The 20,670-nt window shown below is 61.4% G+C and carries 18 protein-coding genes; 5 read left to right on the plus strand and 13 right to left on the minus strand.

What is annotated here, in order from left to right:
* Nucleotides 1-71: 71 nt before the first annotated feature.
* On the plus strand, nt 72-353 hold the full coding sequence (locus AC1RBA_RS09360; protein WP_058049567.1) for a hypothetical protein: 282 nt from the start codon (nt 72-74) through the stop codon (nt 351-353).
* A gap of 322 nt (nt 354-675) precedes the next feature.
* On the opposite strand, the gene ftsB is transcribed toward AC1RBA_RS09360, so the two are convergent.
* The 3 genes from ftsB to pyrG form a co-directional block, all read right to left on the minus strand.
* Nucleotides 676-999 carry a cell division protein FtsB gene (gene ftsB, locus AC1RBA_RS09365; RefSeq protein WP_035821182.1) on the minus strand — a complete coding sequence of 108 codons (324 nt, stop codon included), beginning with the start codon at nt 997-999 and terminating at the stop codon, nt 676-678.
* Between the two features lie 61 nt (nt 1,000-1,060).
* Nucleotides 1,061-2,344, minus strand: coding sequence for a phosphopyruvate hydratase (gene eno, locus AC1RBA_RS09370; protein ID WP_070260371.1), 1,284 nt, complete (start codon nt 2,342-2,344; stop codon nt 1,061-1,063).
* 140 nt (nt 2,345-2,484) lie between these two features.
* A complete protein-coding gene (gene pyrG / locus AC1RBA_RS09375; protein WP_070221438.1) occupies nt 2,485-4,137 on the minus strand; it encodes a CTP synthase in 1,653 nt (550 codons plus the stop codon).
* Nucleotides 4,138-4,383: 246 nt separating this feature from the next.
* On the opposite strand from pyrG, the gene AC1RBA_RS09380 reads away from it, so the two are divergent.
* A complete protein-coding gene (locus AC1RBA_RS09380; RefSeq protein ID WP_070221439.1) occupies nt 4,384-4,791 on the plus strand; it encodes a PRC-barrel domain-containing protein in 408 nt (135 codons plus the stop codon).
* 30 nt (nt 4,792-4,821) lie between these two features.
* On the opposite strand, the gene AC1RBA_RS09385 is transcribed toward AC1RBA_RS09380, so the two are convergent.
* The 5 genes from AC1RBA_RS09385 to AC1RBA_RS09405 all read right to left on the minus strand — a co-directional run bounded on the left by AC1RBA_RS09385 (nt 4,822) and on the right by AC1RBA_RS09405 (nt 10,132).
* Complete coding sequence (locus AC1RBA_RS09385) at nt 4,822-7,077, minus strand: TonB-dependent receptor domain-containing protein (RefSeq protein WP_492417839.1); 2,256 nt, start codon at nt 7,075-7,077, stop codon at nt 4,822-4,824.
* A 50-nt stretch (nt 7,078-7,127) separates the two neighbouring features.
* Nucleotides 7,128-7,901, minus strand: coding sequence for an energy transducer TonB family protein (locus AC1RBA_RS09390; protein WP_492417841.1), 774 nt, complete (start codon nt 7,899-7,901; stop codon nt 7,128-7,130).
* Nucleotides 7,898-8,323, minus strand: coding sequence for a TonB system transport protein ExbD (gene exbD, locus AC1RBA_RS09395; RefSeq protein WP_070291781.1), 426 nt, complete (start codon nt 8,321-8,323; stop codon nt 7,898-7,900). Before exbD ends, AC1RBA_RS09390 begins: the two co-directional genes overlap by 4 nt.
* Before the next feature lie 3 nt (nt 8,324-8,326).
* Nucleotides 8,327-9,082, minus strand: coding sequence for a tonB-system energizer ExbB (gene exbB, locus AC1RBA_RS09400; protein WP_492417843.1), 756 nt, complete (start codon nt 9,080-9,082; stop codon nt 8,327-8,329).
* 141 nt (nt 9,083-9,223) lie between these two features.
* Complete coding sequence (locus tag AC1RBA_RS09405) at nt 9,224-10,132, minus strand: ChaN family lipoprotein (RefSeq protein ID WP_492417844.1); 909 nt, start codon at nt 10,130-10,132, stop codon at nt 9,224-9,226.
* Between the two features lie 181 nt (nt 10,133-10,313).
* Between AC1RBA_RS09405 and AC1RBA_RS09410 the strand changes: the two genes are divergently transcribed.
* Nucleotides 10,314-11,723, plus strand: coding sequence for an FAD-binding oxidoreductase (locus AC1RBA_RS09410; RefSeq protein WP_492417846.1), 1,410 nt, complete (start codon nt 10,314-10,316; stop codon nt 11,721-11,723).
* Nucleotides 11,724-11,889: 166 nt separating this feature from the next.
* On the opposite strand, the gene AC1RBA_RS09415 is transcribed toward AC1RBA_RS09410, so the two are convergent.
* The 4 genes from AC1RBA_RS09415 to AC1RBA_RS09430 all read right to left on the minus strand — a co-directional run bounded on the left by AC1RBA_RS09415 (nt 11,890) and on the right by AC1RBA_RS09430 (nt 16,435).
* Nucleotides 11,890-12,363: a GNAT family N-acetyltransferase gene (locus tag AC1RBA_RS09415; RefSeq protein WP_230505698.1), complete on the minus strand. Its 474-nt coding sequence runs from the start codon at nt 12,361-12,363 to the stop codon at nt 11,890-11,892.
* A gap of 38 nt (nt 12,364-12,401) precedes the next feature.
* Entirely contained in the window at nt 12,402-15,557 is a 3,156-nt protein-coding gene (locus AC1RBA_RS09420) for an error-prone DNA polymerase (RefSeq protein WP_492417848.1), read from the minus strand.
* 165 nt (nt 15,558-15,722) lie between these two features.
* Nucleotides 15,723-16,073 (minus strand): HVO_A0114 family putative DNA-binding protein, encoded by a 351-nt coding sequence (locus AC1RBA_RS09425; RefSeq protein WP_070291776.1) that lies wholly within the window; start codon nt 16,071-16,073, stop codon nt 15,723-15,725.
* Complete coding sequence (locus AC1RBA_RS09430; protein ID WP_409028062.1) at nt 16,070-16,435, minus strand: toxin-antitoxin system TumE family protein; 366 nt, start codon at nt 16,433-16,435, stop codon at nt 16,070-16,072. Before AC1RBA_RS09430 ends, AC1RBA_RS09425 begins: the two co-directional genes overlap by 4 nt.
* Nucleotides 16,436-16,577: 142 nt before the next feature.
* Here AC1RBA_RS09430 and AC1RBA_RS09435 point away from each other — a divergent pair, with 142 nt between their 5' ends.
* Both AC1RBA_RS09435 and AC1RBA_RS09440 read left to right on the plus strand, forming a co-directional pair.
* Nucleotides 16,578-17,363 carry a PhzF family phenazine biosynthesis protein gene (locus AC1RBA_RS09435; protein ID WP_492417850.1) on the plus strand — a complete coding sequence of 262 codons (786 nt, stop codon included), beginning with the start codon at nt 16,578-16,580 and terminating at the stop codon, nt 17,361-17,363.
* A gap of 177 nt (nt 17,364-17,540) precedes the next feature.
* Complete coding sequence (locus tag AC1RBA_RS09440) at nt 17,541-19,943, plus strand: TonB-dependent receptor plug domain-containing protein (RefSeq protein ID WP_492417852.1); 2,403 nt, start codon at nt 17,541-17,543, stop codon at nt 19,941-19,943.
* A gap of 119 nt (nt 19,944-20,062) precedes the next feature.
* Here the strand turns inward: AC1RBA_RS09440 and AC1RBA_RS09445 are convergent, their stop codons facing one another.
* The gene (locus AC1RBA_RS09445) at nt 20,063-20,458 is read right to left on the minus strand and encodes a VOC family protein (protein WP_121670220.1); all 396 of its coding nucleotides are present in this window, start codon (nt 20,456-20,458) and stop codon (nt 20,063-20,065) included.
* Between the last annotated feature and the right edge of the window lie 212 nt (nt 20,459-20,670).

Raw genomic sequence — 20,670 nt, forward strand, 5'->3', positions numbered from 1 at the left:
ATTTGAAATTAGACATATATCGCCAACTCCATTATTGTGCAATGCAACAACAGACCATTCATGGAGGGCATATGTCCACTTTTACCAACACCTACAGCAACGACAACGACAACTACTTCAGCAACCTGGGCCGTGCGACGCGCGCCTTCCTGGGCGCCCTGCTCGCTTCCAAGCCGTACAGCGAACTGGCCCAGAAGGAAGTCATCGCCACCGCGACAACCAGCGCCGACGACGAGCGCTATGTGCGCCCAAGCAAGCGCGATTTCGCCCTGCTGAACTCGGAAGCGAACCGCTACGAAAAGCTGATGCCGAATCTGGCAGCCGAACTGCGTTTCCTCGCTTCGCGCGGTTAAAAAAACGCCCAGGGCGGCGTTGCCTGCGCCTCGCCGTACGTTCGTACTGTCTTCGGCTTGGCGCCTGGGCCCTGGACGTTTTTTTGCACTAACTAAGCACTAATAATTTAAAGGAAATTTTATGATGTTTCTCGAAACCGCACTGATCGCCGTCGCCGTCGTCGTTACCGGCATCCATTTCTACCTGATCTCGACCGGCAAGGCCCGTTTCTGATCAGCAAGCAGCAAGGCAATAGTGTGCAGCAGTACAGGGTAACAAGGTAACAATATGACATGTCAGCCTGGCAATCGGTCCAGGCTGGCAAGCGGGAAGCAGTATTGCTTAGTGCGGCGCGGCAGCGTCCACCGGCGTTTCCAGCAGTGGCGGGGTTTGTCCCTTGCGCACGATCTGCACGAAAATCTCATTCTGTTTGACCATGCCCAGCTCATAGCGGGCACGCTCCTCGACGGCGCCCGTACCATCTTTCAGGTCGCGCACTTCGGATTCGAGCTTGGCGTTGCGCGCCTTCAATTCCATATTCTTTTTATTCGCCACCGCCACCTGGGCTTCCATGTCGGCAACGCGCAGCCAGCCGCCTTTACCCAGCCAGAGGGGAAATTGGATCAGCAGCAGCAGGGCTGCCAGGGCGAGCGTAATCAGGCGCATGGGGTAGTCGGTTAACAAACCGGCCGGATATCTCCGGCCGGCCAGTGGGTTTTACATCAGCTTACTTCAGATTATAGAACGCATCGCGGCCAGGGTAGCTGGCGATGTCGCCCAGGTCTTCCTCGATACGCAGCAGCTGGTTGTACTTGGCCATGCGGTCCGAACGCGACATCGAGCCGGTCTTGATCTGCAGGGCGTTCGTGGCAACGGCGATATCGGCGATGGTCGAATCTTCCGTTTCGCCCGAGCGGTGCGAAATGACGGCCGTGTAGCCGGCGCGCTTGGCCATTTCGATGGCGGCGAAGGTTTCCGTCAGGGTGCCGATCTGGTTGATCTTGATCAGGATCGAGTTGGCGATGCCTTTCGAGATGCCTTCTTTCAGGATCTTGGTGTTGGTGACATACAGGTCGTCGCCGACCAGTTGCACTTTCTTGCCCAGTTCCTTGGTGAGGATCGCCCAGCCGTCCCAGTCGCCTTCATGCATCGCGTCTTCGATCGAGATGATCGGGTACTTGTCGCACCAGGTCGCCAGCAGGTTGGTGAACTCGGTGGCCGTCAGGCTCAGGCCTTCGCCTTCCATTTCGTACTTGCCGTTCTTGTAGAACTCGGACGCGGCGCAATCGAGGCCGATGGCGATCTGCGTGCCTGGCTCGTAGCCCGCTTCTTCGATGGCCTGGATGATCAGCTTGATGGCTTCTTCATGGTTGGCCAGCGATGGCGCGAAACCGCCTTCGTCGCCCACGTTGGTGTTCAGGCCCTTCTTGTGCAGGATCTTTTTCAGCGTGTGGAACACTTCCGCGCCGTAACGGACGGCTTCCTTGAACGACGGGGCGCCCACGGGAATGATCATGAATTCCTGGATGTCCAGGTTGTTGTCGGCATGCGCGCCGCCGTTGATGACGTTCATCATCGGCACTGGCATCTGCATGGCGCCCGAACCGCCGAAATAGCGGTACAGCGGCAGGCCCGCTTCTTCGGCGGCAGCCTTGGCCACGGCCATGGAGACGGCCAGGATGGCGTTGGCGCCCAGGCGCGATTTGTTTTCCGTGCCGTCCAGGTCGATCAGGGTACGGTCCAGGAAAGCCTGTTCATTGGCGTCCAGGCCCATGATGGCTTCGGAGATTTCGGTATTGATGTTTTCGCATGCTTGCAGCACGCCCTTGCCGAAGTAGCGCTTGGCATCGCCATCGCGCAATTCCACGGCTTCGCGCGAACCGGTCGAGGCACCCGACGGTACGGCCGCACGGCCCATCACGCCCGATTCCAGCAACACATCGCATTCGACGGTCGGGTTACCGCGCGAGTCCAGGATTTCGCGACCGATAATATCAACAATAGCACTCATGTCATTCTCCAAAGTTAAGCGTAACAGGGGCTGCACACTGCGTTCTGATGCGCAATTGCACAAAGGGGGCAAAGAAACTCCCGGCGGAAACCATCTGGCCGGGAGCTGTCTTACGGGTAATACTGTCGTGATCGACCGCGTTATTGCGCAGCGGCGTTGGCTTCTTTGTGCGCCAGCGCTGCCTTGATGAACGAGGTAAACAACGGATGGCCGGTGCGTGGCGTCGACTTGAACTCAGGATGGTATTGCACGCCCATATACCATGGGTGGGCATTTTCACCCGTGCGTGGCAATTCCATGATTTCGCACAAATCTTCGCTTGGCGTGCGGGCCGACACGATCAGGCCAGCCGCTTCGACACGGGCCAGGTAGTGATTATTGGCTTCGTAGCGATGGCGGTGACGCTCGGTCACCACGCTGCCGTAGATCTCGGCAGCGAGGGTGCCCGGATTGACGGCGCAGGTCTGCGCGCCCAGGCGCATGGTACCGCCCAGGTCCGAGTTTTCATCGCGCAACTCGACTTTACCATCGTGGTTTTGCCACTCATTGATCAGTGCAACGACGGGTTGATCCGTATCAAGGTCGAACTCGGTCGAATTCGCGTTCGGCATGCCAGCCTTGTTGCGCGCGTATTCGATCAGGGCCACTTGCATGCCCAGGCAGATGCCCAGGTAAGGGATCTTGTGCTCACGGGCAAACTGGGCCGCCTTGATCTTGCCTTCCACGCCGCGCTTGCCGAAGCCGCCCGGTACCAGGATGGCATCGTACTTGGCCAGGTTCTCGCAACCGGTCGTTTCGATTTCTTCCGAATCGATGTACTCGATGTTGACGCGGCTTTCCGTGTGGATGCCGGCGTGGCGCAGCGCTTCGATCAGCGACTTGTACGACTCGGTCAGCTCGACATACTTGCCGACCATGCCGACGGTCACTTCCGCCTTCGGGTGCTCCATCGTGTAGATCAGCTTGCTCCAGATCGACAGGTCGGCCGGTGCGGGATCGAGGTCCAGCGCATCGCAGATGATCTTGTCGAGGCCCTGGTCGTGCAGCATCTGCGGCACTTTGTAGATGGTGTCGACGTCCCACACGGAAATGACGGCGTCTTCCTCGATGTTCGAGAACAGCGAGATTTTCGCGCGCTCGTCTTCCGGGATGGCGCGGTCGGCGCGGCACAGCAAGGCGTTGGGCAAGATGCCGATTTCACGCAGCTTTTGCACCGAGTGCTGGGTCGGCTTGGTTTTCAGTTCACCGGCCGAGGCGATGTACGGCACCAGGGTCAGGTGGACGAACGCCGTGTTCTTGCGGCCGGCGCGCAGGCTCAGCTGACGCGCCGCTTCCAGGAATGGCAACGATTCGATATCGCCGACGGTGCCGCCGATTTCGCACAGGGCCACGTCGTAGCCTTCGGCGCCACGGCGGATGTAATCCTGGATTTCATTGGTGATATGCGGGATCACCTGCACGGTCTTGCCCAGATATTCGCCCCGGCGTTCCTTGCGGATCACCGATTCATAGATCTGGCCAGTGGTGAAGTTATTCACCTTTTTCATGCGGGTGGAAATGAAGCGCTCGTAGTGACCGAGGTCGAGGTCGGTTTCGGCCCCGTCGTCGGTGACGAATACTTCACCGTGTTGCATAGGGCTCATCGTGCCAGGATCGACGTTGATGTACGGGTCGAGCTTGAGCATGGTGACTTTAAGGCCGCGCGATTCGAGGATCGCGGCGAGGGAGGCGGCGGCAATCCCTTTTCCAAGGGAGGACACAACGCCACCAGTGACGAAGACAAATTTGGTCATTGCAGATGGTGCCGAACGGCACGTGCGGGAAATTGAAATTATACACTAAAGCCCGCCTGCGTCGCCCCCCGCGCGCGGAAATTTGCGCCAAATACCGACTATCCCTCCCCCTCCTGCTGTCTACGCACAACAAAATTACCCGATAGCAAGAATTGAAATATTTCCAATTCCATACTTTGTGTGGGCGAGCGAACAGACCCTGCCGCGCCTTGGCCGCAGACTGGGATTTTTCAACAGGAGGTCACCATGAGCTACGAAGAACGCGACGCCTACGGCATGTATGTCAACCGCGGCCACAAAGGCCCCGGCCCTGAACTGATGGGTGCCGACACCCTGATCGGCGACCATGTGCACAACGCCAAGGATGAACACCTGGGCGAAATCAAGGAAATCATGATCGACATGCGCAGCGGCAAGATCGCTTATGCCGTCATGTCGCACGGCGGTGTCTTCACCATCGGCGAAAAACTGTTCGCCGTGCCCTGGGAAGCGCTGCTGCTCGACACCGTCAACAAGCGCTTCACCCTGAACGTCGACAAGGAACGCATCGAAAACGCGCCCGGCTTCGATACCGATAACTGGCCGAACATGGCGGACCAGACGTGGGCCAATTCGATCCACAGTTACTACGGCACGACACCGCGCGAGTATTAATTAAGCCAAAGCGCGGGGCTGAGGTCTGCTCTAAAAGCGGTACTCCAGCCCCGCCACATACGTTCGGCCTCGCGCCGTGCTCAGCGGCGTGTTGTCCTGCGACTGCGACGGCATCGAATTCAGGCGGTTCAGCGCTTCCGAAAGATCCTTGTTCATGGCGTTCTGCACGGACAGGCGCAGGAACAGGTTTTTCGACACCTGGTAACTCGCATACAAGTCGATCACGGCCGGAATCTTCGGATTGTCGGCCTTCAGCACTTCACCCGTCGCTTCATCAGCTTCGTTGTCCGGCGACAAGCGGCGGTTCGACCCCGTGTGCTTGATGATCGCGCCGATCTCCATTTTATTGTCCAGCAAACGCGTGCCCACGTCGAGATTGTAATAAGTGCTGGGCAGCTCGCTGATGTCGGCCGCGCCGAACCAGGCGCTGGCGATCGAGGTGGGCTGGCGCGTCGTTTCACGCGTGTACGACAGGCGCGCATACGCCGGTCCCAGATGATATTGCGCTTCCAGTTCCCATCCGCGCGAATACACGGGCGTGGCCGAGTTGATGTAGATATACATATTCGTCATGTAGTCATCGACATTCTGCCAATCATTGGCAAGCACTTCCGCGATATTGCACTTGCGGCCGCGGTCGCACACGAGGAAGGACTGGCTGGTGATATAGCCATCAATCTTGCTCTTGAAATACAGCGCCTTGAAATTCAGCACGTCATTCTTGCTCAGCAAGCCATGCAGGCTGGAATTGAAGCCCAGCTGATAGGTCGTCGCTTTCTCGCCCTTCAGAAACGGGTTCATCGAAGCCCCGCCGTCATTCGAGAAAAACACTTCCTGCGGATTCGGCCCGCGCATGGTGCGCTCGGCGCTGGCAAACGGCTGGAACCACGGTGTCACTTGCGCGGAAACGAGCAGCGAAGGGTTGATGCCGTGTTCTTTCAGCGCAATATTGCTCGCCCCTTGCGGGAAACACTGCACGCGCGGATCGCAGGCGGGCTTGTGGCCGGTCAAATCAAAGTGCGTGGTGTTCAGGCCCGCATTGACCTGAACCATGCCACGGTTGTATTGCAGGCCTACGTACAGACTGCTGATCTTTTGCACGCCCTCGGGGCCGAAGGTATTGTTTTCAATCGATTGCTGGTTCGCATCCGGATTGTCCGGGTCGTCGACAAGGCTTTCCACGTGCTTGCTGTACTTGTTGCGCATCAGCTTGCCGCCCACCGTCACCATCGCATCGCCGCCGGCCAGCTTGAAGCTGCTGGTGTTGTTGATATCGAAGGCGTCGGCGCGGTTGGCCGCATTCGTGTTGATGAAATTGGTCAGCGCTTCGGGCATGTATTTCTGGTTGCCACGGCTGCTGCTGGCCACCACATTGAGGTCGATCAATTCCGAAAACGGCGTGTAGTGATATTTGACGTAGTAGTCATCACTCTGGATATCGCGGCGCGTAAACGTGTTGCGGTAATCGCGTGCCGACAGTTCCAGCGAGTGGAAGTCGCTCAATCTGAGATCCAGCTTGAGCAACTGCGATTTCGGTTTTTGCTTGTAATAGCGGTTGTAGCCGAAACCGAATTCCTCGCTGTTGACGCCCTTCGCATTCTTGTAGTTGTTGCCGATTACGCTCGCGCTGGTGGCGGCCATGAAGCCTACGCTGCCGCCATCGAAGGCCGGGTTTTTCATGGCCACGGCCAGCATGGCGCTGCGTCCGACACCGTTGTTCCCTGTCGACATCTTCGTGCGCGCGCCCACCTTTTCGCCGGCGAAGACCACGTCATCGACGCCGATGGTGCGGAAGTTGGCGCTGCCGGCCAGTGCATTGACGCCATCGCCGCCGACCACATTGCCGCGTGACACGTCCACGCCGATGATGAAGTTCGGGTCGATCAGGGCGCCGAACTGGCTGCTGGGCACGCCGCCGTGCGACACGGACGACGGTGCGCTGCCATAGTAATTCTGGCTCACGCCATCGACCATCATGTTGACGCGGCCCAGGCCCGACAAGCCGCGGATGTTGACGCTGACGGCGCCCTGCGCCGGATCGATCTGGGTAAACGTGCCCGGCATGCTGCGCACGATCTGGTCCACGGGTTGCAAGCGCGTGTCCGCGCCGCGTGCGCTGACGGCGCCCGGTTTTTCCAGCGCCTGCTGTTCCGCCGGAACCGTTTCACCCGATACATTCAGCGGCGAAAACACCACCTTGCCGTCGCTACTTTCTTGCGCCCATGTCTGCTGCGCCAGCAACGCCATGCAGACGCCCACGGCTCGTGTCATTGTCTTGATATGCATACACCCTCGATTTGTTATGGTTGGATTTTTAATGAATACAATTGGCATCCTCATGCCTTGTCCTGCCCTGGCTCCAGCTTGAACGAGACGGGCAAGGTGACGGTCACCGTGCCCTGGTGTAAGACCTTGTCGGGCGGCGCCGGCAGCGGCTGCGCGCGCTGCAGCACTTGCAGCGCTTCGCGGTCGAGCAGCACCGTGCCCGATGAAGTGACCAGTTCGCTGGCCAGCAGCTTGCCGTCGCGGTCCACCTGGAAGCGTACCCAGGCGGCGCCGGCCCGCTTGCGCTGGCGCGCGTCGCCCGGATAGCGTTTGAAATGGGCCAGGTGGCTGAGCACCCGGCTTTGCCAGCTGGCGGGCGCAGCGCTGGCGGGCGGCGTGTCGCTGTCGAACGGCGCCGCCTGCGGACCGCGCACCGAACTTGGCGCCGGCGTGGCGCTGCTGCTGGCCTGGGCTTGCATGGACGCTTCCCTGGCGGCATCCTTGCCGGGATCTGGCGACGGACTGGCTTCTGCCTTCGCTTCTTTTTCGGCCGCGACGATTTGCGGCGCGGCGGCGCGCGCCAGCACGGGCAGCGCTTGCTGCCTGGTCGTACTCTTTTTCGGTTGGGCTGCGCTGGACGCGGCCGACTGGCGCGCCCCTGCCGCTGCCGCCTGTTGCGTCTCCGGCGACATCGCTTGCGCGGCAAATACGACCATCACGCTGGCGGGCGGCTGCGCGGGCGCGACAGCGACGGGCTGCCAGGCCATCCACAGCAGCAGCGACAGTGCGGTAGCTGCCACCAGCGACGTGGCGATGCCCCAGCTCAATACCGGACGGGGATTCACCCGCCCTCCCGGCCCACCAGGCCCACTTTCAGATAGCCGGCCTGGCGCAGGGCATCCATCACGCCCAGCACGTCTTCATACGCGGCTTGCTTGTCAGCCTGGAAGAACAGCGTGCGCTGGCGGTCGCCGCCCGTCTGTGCATCGAGCAGGCTGCCCAGCTGCCCGCGCGCCACGGGCGACTCGCCCAGGTACAGGCTGTGGTCGGCTTTCAGGGAAACGAACACCGGTTTTTCGGGACGCGGCTCGGGCTTGGCCGTGGCGGCCGGCAAGTCGATCTTCAGGTCGACGGTGGCCAGCGGCGAGACCACCATGAAGATGATCAAGAGCACCAGCATCACGTCGATGAAGGGCGTGACATTGATCTCACTCAATTCCGGCATGTCGGCCGTGTCGTCGTCCTGCGATGGGAAAAGGCTGGCCATGGCTCAGGCCTGCTGGCGCAGGTCGAGGTCGCGGCTCAGCATCAGCAGCACTTGCGCGGAAGCGGCCCGCAGCTGCGCCTTGTACTGATTGATGCCACGGCTCAAGACGTTGTAGATGACGACGGCGGGTATCGCCGCCACCAGGCCCAGAGCTGTCGCCAGCAAGGCTTCCGCGATACCGGGCGCGACGGTCGCCAGATTCGTGCTCTGGCTGACGGCGATGCCGATAAAGCTGTTCATGATGCCCCACACGGTGCCGAACAGGCCGACGAACGGCGCCACGGCGCCGATGCTGGCCAGTAAACCGATGCCTTGCGTCATGCTGCGTACCTTGTGCGCGATCAATTGCTCCTGGCGAAACCCGGCCCGCTCCTTCAGGGCCGTCGCCGGCGCGCTGGCATGCGACAGACTCAGTTCCTGCTGCACCTCGGCCAGCAGCTGCTGCGCCAGCGAATTGCTGCCTGCGCCCTCCACTTTGACGGCCGCGTCCGGCAAGGAGATGGCCGTTTTCAGCATGGCAACGGCTTGCGCCGCCGCGCGCCGCGCTTGCAGCAAGCTGGCGCCCTTCACCAGCAAAACCACCCAGGTGGCCAGCGCGGCGAGCAGCAAGCCGATGAGCACGCTTTTGACGATCTGGTCGGCGGCAAAGAACATGCCCAGCGGCGACATATCGTGCGGCAAGGCGGACGCTTGCGCCGTGGCATGGAACAGGGAAAGAAACACGCCGCCGGCGGCGGCTTTGATACAGAGGATACGCATGGGAGCTTCAACAGGTAACAGGCATGGCTGCGCCAACGGCGCGCACGCGCATGCAAAAAAATCGGAAAAACTACCTGGCTGCTGCGAAGAAGCTTGCTGGGGAGGAGTGCCGGGCTGAACGCCCGGCGGAGTTACAACGGATTACTTGGCGCTGGCGACGGCGGGTGCCGCCACCGGCGTGTACCACACAAAATCCGCCTGCGGCGCCAGCACCGTGGCGCCCTGCTGGGCGAGGACCAGTACCAGCGGCGCGGGGCCGCCCGTCAAGTCCTGCACATGCAGCGGCACGCCCAGGTCCTTGTGCGCATGGTAGGCGCCGGCGATCAGCACGGCGGGCGCGGGCGCGGCCAGCAGGCGCTCGGCCATGCGGCGGTCGCGCTGCTGCTGCACCGACAGCATGGCGGCCAGGCGCGGCGCATCGATCTGGTTGTCGTGCATGACGCGGATGATGTCTTTGAGTTTGTCATGCACCTTGCCATCATTGGCCAGATTCGAATGCTTGCCCTGCACGGCCGGCTGGTCGACAAACAGTTGCTTGATTTCGCTGCGGTCCAGGTTGGCCGACCAGACGGGATACGGCGCGCGCATCACGGTCATGACCAGGTCGCCATATTGCGCCCACTTCCAGCCCGGCTGCCAGGCCAGCAGCTCGGCCACGTGTTCGGGGCGCACGACGGGGTCCGTCTGCAGCCACGGCTTGACCTTGTCCACCTTCGCTTGTTGGTCCGGGTTCAGCATTTCCAGCAGCACGCTGCCTTGCGGACGCTGGCCCTGCAATTGCTGCAGCAGCCACTGCTCGATCTTGTGGTGGCTGAGCTGGTCATGCTGCTCGCCCACGATGAGGCGCGGGGCGGCGGCCAGCTGGGCCAGCAATTGCTCGGCAGTCAAGCGCTGGCCGCTGCGCAGGTCGACGATCTCGCCCAGCTGGCGCACGTCTTGCACAGTAGCGGATGCCGCAGTCGTGGTACTCAGCGGAGCGACGCTGCTGCAGGCGCTCAGCGCCAGCACGCAGACGGGCAGGATGGCGGCGAGGGACAGGGGGAATTTCATGGCATGGCCTTTCGGGTGGAAGCATGCATTGCAAAATAACTACTGGCGGGCATTTTAATAGAAATGATTCTCATTTACAACCTATGCACGGCGCACCATGCAAAATTTTTACAACTGGCAAAAATAGTGCTTCGTTGAAATCCCCGGGCGCGGAGTAGAATAAAAAAAACGGAGGACTTGCGTGAATCAAACTGACCAGTTGGCGGTACTGAAAAAACCGCTGCCAGAATCTCTTGCTGCCGTACTTTCCCTGATCTTTGCCGACCGCTTTTCCATGACGCAAGCCATGCGCGCACACCATGGCCGCGACGAGTCGAGCTATCCCCCCATGCTGCCCGATGCCGTCATCTTCGCCCATTCCACCGAGGAAGTGGCGGCCGCCGTCAAGCTGTGCAGCGCGCACGACGTGCCCGTCATCGCCTACGGCAGCGGCACCTCGCTCGAAGGCCATGTGCTGGCCCTGCATGGCGGCGTGACGATTGATCTGTCGCAAATGAATCACATGGTCGCCGTGCACAATGAAGACTTGACGGCCACCGTGCAGGCGGGCGTGACACGCAAGCAGTTGAACGAGGACATCCGCGACACGGGCCTGTTCTTCCCCATCGACCCGGGCGCGAATGCGTCGCTGGGCGGCATGGCGGCCACGCGCGCCTCGGGCACGAACGCCGTGCGCTACGGCACCATGCGCGAAAACGTGCTGGCCCTGACGGTGGTCACGGCCGACGGGCGCATCATCAGGACGGGGACCCGGGCGAAAAAATCGTCGGCCGGCTACGACCTGACGCGTTTATTTGTCGGCAGCGAAGGGACCCTGGGCATCATTACGGAAGTGACCGTGAAACTGTATCCGCTGCCCGAAGCGATCTCGGCCGCCGTGTGCTCGTTCCCCGGCACGGGCGAGGCCGTCAGCGCCGTGATCCAGACCATCCAGATGGGTATTCCTGTGGCACGGGTCGAGTTTCTCGATGAAAATGGCGTGAAAGCCATCAACGCCTACGACAAGATGGCCTTGCCGGAAAAGCCGCTGCTGCTGTTTGAATTCCACGGCACGCCGGCCAGTGTGGCCGAGCAGGCGCAGCTGGTGCAAGCCATCACGGCGGAACATGGCGCCAGCGATTTCGAGTGGGCCAGCCGACCCGAAGAGCGCTCGCGCCTGTGGGCTGCTCGCCACAACGCGTATTTCGCCCTGCTGCAGATGCGTCCCGGCAGCCGCGCCATTTCCACCGACTGCTGCGTGCCGATTTCGCGGCTGGCCGAATGCATCCTCGCCACCAAGGCCGATTGCGAGGCGCAGGGCCTCGTCTATGCCATCATCGGCCACGTGGGCGACGGCAATTTCCACGTGCAGATGCTGGTCGACCCCGACGACCCGGCCGACATCGCGCGCGCCGAAAAGGTCAACAGCGACATGGTCACGCGCGCCATCGGCATGGACGGCACGTGCACGGGCGAGCATGGCGTGGGCATGCACAAGATGGCTTTCCTCGTGGAAGAACATGGCGAGGGCGCCATCGACACCATGCGCGCCCTCAAGCACGCGCTCGACCCGAAGAACATCATGAATCCGGGGAAGATTGTCAGATGGTAGGTCGCTCCCTTCGGGATCGGCATTTTTCCCACTGGGAAAAATGCCCTCTCTGGGTACGTCTCCAGTCCTTGCCGTTGGCTTAATTTCTACGCCGTCATCAGAGTCATAAGCCCGCAAGCAAAAAATGGGGTCAGACCCGCCGGGTCTGACCCCAGCCTTGGCCATTTTACAATTCCATGCGCATCGGCACGAAAGCGATGCCGCCCGTTTCCACCTTCGGCCCCGTGGCGACAAAGCCCAGGCTTTGATACAGGGGCAAGGCATAGGCCGAGGAATTGACGGTAAAGGCCGTCACATCGCCCTTGGCCAGCGACGCGTCGCGGGCCGCCTGCCACAAACGGCGCGCCATGCCGCGCCGGTGCAGGGCGCGCGGCACGAACATGTGGAACAGATGCGTGTTGTCGCGCATGGCCACCACGCCGGCCAGTTCGCCGTCGATATGCGCGAGCTGGTAGGCGTAATTGGGCAGCGACAGATAGCCTTCGATGGCGGGCTGGCGGCAGTTCTCGATGAACTTTTCCGCCCCCGCGCCGTCCGGGTGCAGGGTCAAAAAGGGCATCAAGTCGTCGATCAGGGCGACGATGGCGGGCGCGTCGGCGACCAGGGCGGGACGCAGTGTCGGTTCGGGGAGTGTCGTCATATTCAAATAATGCCATGCCCCCTCCCCGCCGGCAACTCTCAGCAAAAATCGCGGCTGCTGGTCCGCAAGCGCCCCAGCAAGTGCGACATATCGACCAGGTGCTTGGCCACCAGGTTGCGCACGATGCCTTCCCTTTGCCAAACACCGTACACGCCCAGCAGCGGCGCGCTCAGCACTTCACGCCGCTGGCTTGCCACCAAGTCGGGCCAGACGATGACGTTGACCGTGCCCGTCTCGTCTTCCAGGGTCATGAAGATGACGCCCTTGGCCGTGCCCGGACGCTGGCGCACGGTGACGATGCCGCAGGCGCGCGCCACTTGCCCGCTCGTGTACGTCATCAGCGTGGACGCCGGCATGAAGCGCTGTTCCAGCAATTGTTTGCGCAACAGCGCCAGCGGGTGGCGGCCCAGGGTCAGGCCTTGCGCGCGGTAGTCGCTGACGATGCTCTCGCCTTCCGTCGGCGCGGCCAGCACGGGCAAATCTTCCTCTTGCGTGGTATCGCGCAGCAAGTCCCTGTCGGGCACGGCGCCGGCCGCCTGCCACAGCGCTTCGCGCCGGTGCCCGGCCAGCGCATGCAGCGCGTTGCCGGCAGCGAGCACTTGCAAGTCATGGCGGTCCAGGCCGCCACGGCGGGCCAGGTCGGCCACATCGACGAAGGCGGCGATGGCACGCGCATCCTCGATGCGTTGGGCAGCCTGCGCGCGCATGCCGAACAGGCTATTCAAGCCCAGGCGCACGGCCGGTGCATCACTCTGCCCGCCCTGCCCTGCCGGCGCTTCCAGCGCCGCCTCCCAGCCGCTGACGGCCACGTCGACGGGCAGCACCTGCACGCCATGGCGGCGCGCATCCTGCACCAGTTGCGAAGGGCTGTAAAAACCCATGGGCTGGCTGTTGAGCAAGGCGCACAGGAAGACGGCCGGTTCGTGGCATTTCAGCCAGGAACTGGCGTAGGTCAGCAGCGCGAAACTGGCCGCGTGCGACTCCGGAAAACCGTATTCGCCAAAGCCCTCGATCTGGCTGAAGATGGCTTCCGCAAACTTGCGTTCATAATCATTTTTGACCATCGTTTCGACGATGCGTTCCTTGTAATTGTTCATGCCGCCCTTGCGTTTCCAGGCCGCCATGGCGCGCCGTAGCTGGTCCGCTTCGCCGGGCGTGAAATCGGCCGCGATGATGGCCACCTGCATCACCTGTTCCTGGAAAATCGGGATGCCCAGGGTGCGTCCCAGCGCCTTGTCCAGGCCCTTCGGATACTCGACCGGCTCTTTCTGCTGGCGCCGCTGCAGATAAGGATGCACCATGCCGCCCTGGATGGGCCCGGGGCGCACCAGCGCCACCTCGATGACGAGGTCGTAGAATTCTCGGGGACGCAGCCGGGGCAGCATGCTCATCTGCGCGCGCGACTCGATCTGGAATACGCCGATGGTGTCCGCCTGGCACATCATGTCGTAGGTGGCGGGGTCTTCGGCGGGAATATCCTGCAGGCGGAATTCCTCGCCGCGCCGCCCACTGACCAGTTCCAGGGCGCGGCGCAGGGCCGACAGCATGCCCAGCGCCAGCACGTCGACCTTCATCAAGCCCAGTTCTTCCAGGTCGTTCTTGTCCCACTCGATGACGCTGCGTTCGGCCATGGTCGCGTTTTCAATCGGCACCAGGCGCGACAGCTTTCCCTGAGCGATGACAAAGCCGCCCGGATGCTGCGACAGATGGCGGGGAAAGCCCAGCAGCTGCTGCGCCAGGCCCGCCCATTGCTGCGACAATTCCGCTTCCGGGTCCAGCCCGCATTCGGCCAGGCGCTCCAGCAGATCGCGCTTGCCGTCGAACCAGCGATGCGCCTTGGCCACTTTTTCCACGATGGCCAGATCGATTCCCAGCGCCCGCCCGCTGTCGCGCAAGGCGCTCTTCGGCCGGTAGCTGATCACCACGGCCGCCAGCGCGGCCCGTTCGCGCCCATATTTGCCGTAGATATATTGGATGACCTCTTCGCGCCGCTGGTGCTCGAAATCGACGTCGATATCGGGCGGCTCGTTGCGCTCGCGCGACATGAAGCGCCCGACCAGGCAATTGCCGCGCGCCGGGTCCACTTCCGTGATGTGCAGGCAATAGCAGACGGCCGAATTGGCGGCCGACCCCCGGCCCTGGCACAGGATGTTTTGCGAGCGCGCAAAACGCACGATATCGTAGACGGTCAAAAAATACGCTTCGTAGGAAAGATCCCGGATCAGCTCCAGCTCCTGTTCGATCTGCTCCTGCACGTTGGCTGGAATACCGAGCGGAAAGCGCAGGCGCGCGCCCGCATACGTTTCTTCGCGCAGATACGTCGCCGGCGTGTGGCCGTGCGGCACCAGCTCGACGGGATAGTCATAACGCAAGCTGTCGAGCGAAAACGTGCACAGTTTGGCGATGCGTACGGTTTCCGCCAGCGCTTGCGGCGGATACACATTGGCCAGGCGCAAGCGCGCGCGCAGATGCTGTTCCGCATTTTGCGCCAGCGCATAGCCGCACTCGCCCACGGGTTTGCCCACGCGGATCGCGCACAGGGTGTCGAGCAAGGGCTTGCGCGACCGCACGTGCATGCACACGTGGCCGACGGCCGCCACGGACAAGCCCAGCGCCTGCGCCGCCTCCTGCACGGCGCCGCGGTGCGCGTCATCCTGCGCCCGCTGCAGCAGGTTCAGGCCGATCCAGCTGCGCTCGCGGCCAAAGGTGGACGCCATCCACTCACCCTGCGCGCGCATGGTTTCCGCCTCGGCCGCATAGCCGGGCAGCAAGATCATCAAACAGCCGGGCAAGCCCCGCAAATGGGCAAACTCCGCCGCAGGCGCGGTGAAATCATCGGGCGTCAGCAGATAGCACCCCTTGGCCGCCCGCGTGCGCGCCATGGTGATCAGTTCCGACAAGTTGCCGTAACCATCGATATCGCGCACCAGTGCCAGCAGAGACGGCCCCGGACTGCCGTCGGCCTGCTTCAAATGAAAATGCGCGCCGATAATCAGGTGAAAACCGGCCCGCTTGGCCACCGCATGGGCGCGCACGACGCCGGCCAGCGAACACTCGTCCGTGATGGCCAGCGCCTTGTAACCGAGCTGCACGGAGCGCGCCACCAGCTCTTCCGCATGCGAGGCCCCATGCAGGAAGCTGAAATTGCTCAGGCAGTACAACTCAGCATACTCGGGTAAGACGGCGCCCCACATGATCTACCTCAATACTGTATATAAACACAGTATAATATACTCATCCTGAGTCAAGTAGCCGGTTTCAGCCGGATAGTGTTCATTTTGATGGGCGCATGGAGCGTCTGCCGGCCCGCGCTAGGCTTTGGCCTGTCGCATGACAGGCCACATTGACAGTCCGGCAAATCAGTTAGCAACTATGCGAAACTCCGTCGCTGTGGCTACGGGGCGAACTTGATTTCGCTCCCGTTTCAATTCCACGATGCCGTAATTGGACATTGTTTTCAATGTGCGCGACAGGTTGCTCGGTTTACGACCCGTTGTTTCAGCCAATGCAGAGATGGATTCCGGTTGCGTTTCCAGAATCACGTGCAACAACGCCCGGTTTTCGTCGCTCAGGACTTCCGCCAGCGATTTGATCGAAGTGAACCAGACCTTGGGCTCATCCGCCTTCGGTTTATATATGCCGCGAGCGATGGCGAGCACGCGTTCGCGGATTTTCTCTTGCGGCATGATGCCAATAAAAATCGGTTTCATTGCTTTTTTACCTCCAGCAAAATGCGGTCCACGTCAGCAAAAAAATCATTGATGAGATGCTGCGCATCCTTGAATTCGTATGGCACTCCCTGATCTGACGGATGCCGGTGTTTATGGTCGAATGCCACGATGCGTCCCGCATATTTGAATTTCTTTGGCGGCTTTACCATGTGCGCATTGTCGTAACCGAGGATGCGTTTGCCATACGGTTCGTGCAGCGTCAGCGAGTAGCGTATGCCGTGAGGAATCTCATCCGACACTTCCGTCCGCCTGGCTTCTATCTTGATCCAATAACCGCCATCCTGGTCGAGGATGGAGCCATCCAGGTCCAGCAATGTATCGATGGCAGGATCGGTCCTCATGCGGGAAGTATATCATCTGCTGATATGTCACTTCCACGAAAGCGTCAATAGGCGCAGCCTTTGACTCCATCCAGCCAAGACATCGCGAAGCTTTGCACTTATTTTCGTTTATGCTGGTGTTTTATCTTGCCCATCGAGCGCCATGATCGTCTACTTATTAAAATGTTTCGGCGCCGTACTCGGCGGCGGCAATGCGGCACTGGTCGTGGAAAACGACGGCAGCAGCGAAACGGCGCGCCAGACCTTCGCGCGCGAACGCCAGGTCAGCGCCTGCGTCTTCCTCGACCGGCAGGCGGACGGCGCCATCGTGCTCGACTATTTTTATCCGCACACGCGCAGCGCCCTGTGCCTGCACGCTACCCTGGCCGCCGCGCATGTGCTGCTGACGGCGCCCGGCGCGCCGGCGGCGATGACGGTGAGCACGGCCATGCGCGGGCAAGCCTTGCAGCTGGTGCGCCGCGCGGAAGGGATATTCATCGGCTTGACATCGCAGCCGGCACCGGTCGTCATGCTGGAAAAATATGTGCCGTCGGAACTGATGGGCCAGCACATGCACTTGCTGTCGCCGCCCGTGATCGCGTCCGTCGGCAGCCCGAAGCTGCTGCTGGAAGTGGCCGACCGCACCACCCTGCGCGCGCTGCGGCCTAACCTGGAACTGATCGCCGACTGGAGCGCCTTGCATCAGGTCAGCGGCTGCTATGCGTATTGCCGCACGGGCGAGAGCGAATATGAAGGACGCAACTTCAACCACCGCGACCCGGCGCTGGAAGACAGCGCCACGGGCGTGGCGGCAGGCGCGCTATCGGCACATTTGCAACAGTCGCTGCGTCTGCATCAGGGCCACGTGACGCAGCAGCCGTGTCTGATCGAGGTGCAATACAGCACGCAGGCAATCTGGGTGGGCGGCATGGTGCAACGCAGCACCTGAACGGGGCATCGCGCACCAGTACAAGGCAAGCCCGGCAGCGCCCAAAAGAGAATCAACCAGGAAACAACAGTTACAGCAAATTTGTAATAACAAAACAAAGTATCGCTGGTGAATGCTGAAATGATGGCACTAGAATCAAGTCACGAATCTTGCTCATCAGCCACTTGGAGATACTGCGTGCCGACCCTCACCACCTTGCGTCAAGCCATCCTCATCAGCCTGTACGGCAGCGCCGCCCTGGCCGCCTTCAGTCCCGCCGCCATGGCCCAGTCCACGGAAGCGGCCGCCACGGACGGTCCCGTGCAAACGGTCAGCGTGGTCGGCTCGCGCCGGGTCGCCAGCTCCTCCACCGATACGATGGTGCCCGTCGATATCATCCCCATTTCCAAGGTAGCCGAGCAAGGCGGCCAGTTTGACCTGGCGCAATCGCTGCAATACATCTCGCCCTCGTTCAACTCCACGCGCCAGACGGGCGCCGACGGGGCCGACCTGATCGATTCGGCCGCCCTGCGCGGCCTCGGTTCCGACCAGACCCTGGTGCTGGTGAACGGCAAGCGGCGCCACACGACGGCCCTGGTCAACCTGTTTGGCGCGCGCAACCGCGGCAACACGGGCACGGACATGAATGCGATTCCTTTGCTGGCGATCAAGAACGTGCAAGTGCTGCGCGACGGCGCCGCCGCCCAGTACGGCTCGGACGCCATTGCCGGCGTGATCGACATCGAACTGAAGAAAAGCCTGGGCTGCGAAGCGGTGGCCGGCTACAGCCAGTATTCCGCAGGCGACGGCAAGAATTACATGACGTCCGCCTACTGCGGCATCGCGCTGGGCGACAAGGGCACGCTTGCCATCACGGGCGAATACCTGGACCGGGGCCGCTCGAACCGGGCCGACGCGGACAGCATGCGCATCATCGGCGACACCAAGTCCAGGAACAAGACCCTGTACGTCAATGGCGACTACGCCACCAGCGGCACGGGCAAGCTGTACTTCACGGCCGGCGCGCAGACGCGCGACGCGTCCAGCGCCGCGTTCGGCCGGGGCGGCATCGGCAGCGACGACATCCCTGCGCGCAATTCGGCCGCCATGTACCCGGACGGTTTCGTACCGTTCATTAACGGCAAGATCGACGACCAGTACGCCACCATCGGCCACCGCAGCCAGATCGGCGAATGGCATGCGGACTTTTCGCAAACCTATGGCTACAACAAGATGCGCTACGACATCAGCCATACCCTGAACGCCTCGATCGCCAACCTCGACCTGATGAACGGCGGCAAGGGCGTCAGCGCCAGCAGCTTTGACGCGGGCGGCTTCTCGTTCCAGCAGCTGACCAGCAACGCCGATTTCAGCCGCTACTACGATACGGTGATGAGCGGCATGAACGTGGCCTTCGGCGCCGAGTACCGCAGCGAGGAATACAAGATCATGGCCGGCGAACCGGGCTCCTACATCGACGCCGACGGCGTGGGCGTGGGCGGCAACGGCCGTAGCCAGGGCTTTCCCGGCTTCCAGCCCAGCGATGCCACCAAGGCCAGACGCCACAGCATCGCCGCGTATGGCGACGTGGAACTGGACTGGACGGAACGTCTGAAAACCCAGGCCGCCCTGCGCTACGAAAAATTCAGCGATTTCGGTTCCACCGTGACGGGCAAGCTGGCCGCCAGCTACAAAGTGGCGCCGAACGTGCTGCTGCGCGGCTCGGCCAGCACGGGCTTCCGCGCGCCATCGCTGCAGCAAGTGTATTTCTCGTCCACCTTTACCGACTTCGTCAGCGGCGTCGCCACCGACGTGGTGCTGGCGCCCAATGGCGGCGCCGTCGCCAACGCGGCCGGCATTCCCAAGCTGAAAGAGGAAAAATCCACCAGCTTTACGTTTGGCGCTACCTGGACGCCGACGCAGGCCATTTCCGTGACGGCCGACTTGTACAATATCAAGATCAAGGACCGCATCGTGCTGTCGGGCCGCTTCAATGCCGGTAACTATCCTGACCTGGCCGCGCGCCTGGCCCTGCTGGGCGTGACGGAAGCGCAATTTTTCGTCAATTCCGTCGACACGCGCACGCGCGGGCTGGACCTGACGGCCTCGCACAAGGGAGAATTCGCCGGCAACCGCCTGAACACCTTCCTGGCCTTGAATTTGAGCAAAACGGAAGTGACGAAAGTCAAGACGCCCGCCTCGCTGACGGGCTTTGAAGACGTGCTGCTGTCCGAGCGCGAACGCCTGTTCATCGAACAGGGCGGCCCGCGCGCGAAAGCCACCCTGGGCTTCGACTACATCACGGGCAAGCTGGAATCGGACTTGCGCATCATTTATTTTGGCCCGCAAACCCTGGGCACCTTCAGCGGCACGGCCGCCGGCGTACCGAACGCCCGCTACGCGGCCAAGACCTCGGCCGACCTGAGCTTCACCTACAGCATCAACAAAAATACCAAGCTGACCTTTGGCGGCAACAACATCTTCAACGTCAAGCCCACCACGCAAAACGCGGACGAGACGGACAACGGCTTCAAGTACGACAGCGTGCAGTTCGGCCTGAACGGCGCCTCGTATTTCGGCCGGCTGTGGGTGAAGTTCTGATCACCGTGTCCACCTGAAGAAACAGCGACTGCGCCGGCATGGGCAGCCGCTGTTTTTTTTGCATCAACTCCCGGTCGGCAGACGCTGGACGAGGGATGGCTCCCCCTCGTCTAGGCAATTCAGACAGGACAGTTCAACATCCACTGCACCCCGAACCGGTCGGTCAATTTACCGAAATAATCGCCCCAAATCTGTACGGCGAGCGGTGTCGTGACCACACCTTGATCCGCCAACTTGTCAAACAACTGTTTTGTTAACTGCCTGTCCTTCATCTGCAAAATATGCGCAGACCCTCGCATTGGCTCCGCATCATCATTATCCGAAGCAAAGAACAACACGCCTGGTCCCTCAAACCGTGCATGCATGATTTTCCCGCGCATGGCTTCATGCGGGACCGGCATGCCATCGACGCCAAATCGCAAGACATCGGTAATCGTGCCCAGCCCGCATTGCGTGTAGAACCCCAGTGCTTCTTCGCACATCGTGGTAAAGAATAGATAGTTAGATAATTGCATCAGCTCATCCTTGAAATAGTGCAGGCAAAGCGAAAGTAAAAAGGCGGTGAACCGCAGGGGATTCAGTGGCGGTCAACACCCCGGTACTGCTCCCATGGAGGATAGCCACTTATCGAACCGAAAAACTCATGCATTGTCACGACAACAGGGGGGGAACCGCTCCCGGCCAACGCTGCCGCGGCGAACAATCTTTGTCCCGCGGCGGAAAGCAA

This window comes from Janthinobacterium sp. GW823-FHT03B06 (assembly GCF_058796955.1).

What these genes read in the sequence shown, in the direction of transcription:
- AC1RBA_RS09360 (WP_058049567.1), top strand. Translation starts at nt 72, where the DNA reads ATGTCCACTTTTACCAACACCTACAGCAACGACAACGACAACTACTTC.
- ftsB (WP_035821182.1), bottom strand. Translation starts at nt 999, where the DNA reads ATGCGCCTGATTACGCTCGCCCTGGCAGCCCTGCTGCTGCTGATCCAA.
- eno (WP_070260371.1), bottom strand. Translation starts at nt 2,344, where the DNA reads ATGAGTGCTATTGTTGATATTATCGGTCGCGAAATCCTGGACTCGCGC.
- pyrG (WP_070221438.1), bottom strand. Translation starts at nt 4,137, where the DNA reads ATGACCAAATTTGTCTTCGTCACTGGTGGCGTTGTGTCCTCCCTTGGA.
- AC1RBA_RS09380 (WP_070221439.1), top strand. Translation starts at nt 4,384, where the DNA reads ATGAGCTACGAAGAACGCGACGCCTACGGCATGTATGTCAACCGCGGC.
- AC1RBA_RS09385 (WP_492417839.1), bottom strand. Translation starts at nt 7,077, where the DNA reads ATGCATATCAAGACAATGACACGAGCCGTGGGCGTCTGCATGGCGTTG.
- exbD (WP_070291781.1), bottom strand. Translation starts at nt 8,323, where the DNA reads ATGGCCAGCCTTTTCCCATCGCAGGACGACGACACGGCCGACATGCCG.
- exbB (WP_492417843.1), bottom strand. Translation starts at nt 9,082, where the DNA reads ATGCGTATCCTCTGTATCAAAGCCGCCGCCGGCGGCGTGTTTCTTTCC.
- AC1RBA_RS09405 (WP_492417844.1), bottom strand. Translation starts at nt 10,132, where the DNA reads ATGAAATTCCCCCTGTCCCTCGCCGCCATCCTGCCCGTCTGCGTGCTG.
- AC1RBA_RS09415 (WP_230505698.1), bottom strand. Translation starts at nt 12,363, where the DNA reads ATGACGACACTCCCCGAACCGACACTGCGTCCCGCCCTGGTCGCCGAC.
- AC1RBA_RS09420 (WP_492417848.1), bottom strand. Translation starts at nt 15,557, where the DNA reads ATGTGGGGCGCCGTCTTACCCGAGTATGCTGAGTTGTACTGCCTGAGC.
- AC1RBA_RS09425 (WP_070291776.1), bottom strand. Translation starts at nt 16,073, where the DNA reads ATGAAACCGATTTTTATTGGCATCATGCCGCAAGAGAAAATCCGCGAA.
- AC1RBA_RS09430 (WP_409028062.1), bottom strand. Translation starts at nt 16,435, where the DNA reads ATGAGGACCGATCCTGCCATCGATACATTGCTGGACCTGGATGGCTCC.
- AC1RBA_RS09435 (WP_492417850.1), top strand. Translation starts at nt 16,578, where the DNA reads ATGATCGTCTACTTATTAAAATGTTTCGGCGCCGTACTCGGCGGCGGC.
- AC1RBA_RS09445 (WP_121670220.1), bottom strand. Translation starts at nt 20,458, where the DNA reads ATGCAATTATCTAACTATCTATTCTTTACCACGATGTGCGAAGAAGCA.